The organism is Streptomyces sp. NRRL F-5630 (assembly GCF_000719475.1).
In the GTDB taxonomy this organism is placed as follows: domain Bacteria; phylum Actinomycetota; class Actinomycetes; order Streptomycetales; family Streptomycetaceae; genus Streptomyces.
Window position 1 is genome coordinate 1 of record NZ_JOGO01000212.1, and the last position, 345, is coordinate 345.

Annotated in this window: 1 protein-coding gene; it reads left to right on the forward strand. The window is 73.9% G+C overall.

Annotated elements, in window-relative coordinates:
• A partial coding sequence (locus tag IF99_RS31470) for a hypothetical protein (RefSeq protein WP_037828364.1) occupies positions 1-345 on the forward strand: 345 nt, incomplete at both ends.

The following is a 345-nucleotide window of genomic DNA, read 5'->3' on the forward strand; positions in this document are numbered from 1 at the left end:
ACTCGCCCTCCGCCCCACCGGCCCCGGCCCCGTCACCCGCGTCGACCCCCACGGCGCCACACGCGGCCCCGTCACCCTCCACGGCACCGACTTCCACGTCCCCGCCGCCGCCCCAGGCCGCCACCACGTCTACAACGCCACCGGAACCCACACCCACGACACCCTCACCATCGGCCACCCCGCCTTCAACGGCCGCGACCTCCACCTCCCCACCAACGGCACACCCCCCACCCTCCACGCCGCCACCGTCCACCCCCAGACCGGCGGCGGCTTCCGCATCGACGACCCCACCAACGGCCACCACATCGTCGTCAACCCCCAAGGCACCCACACCCACAACGCCAT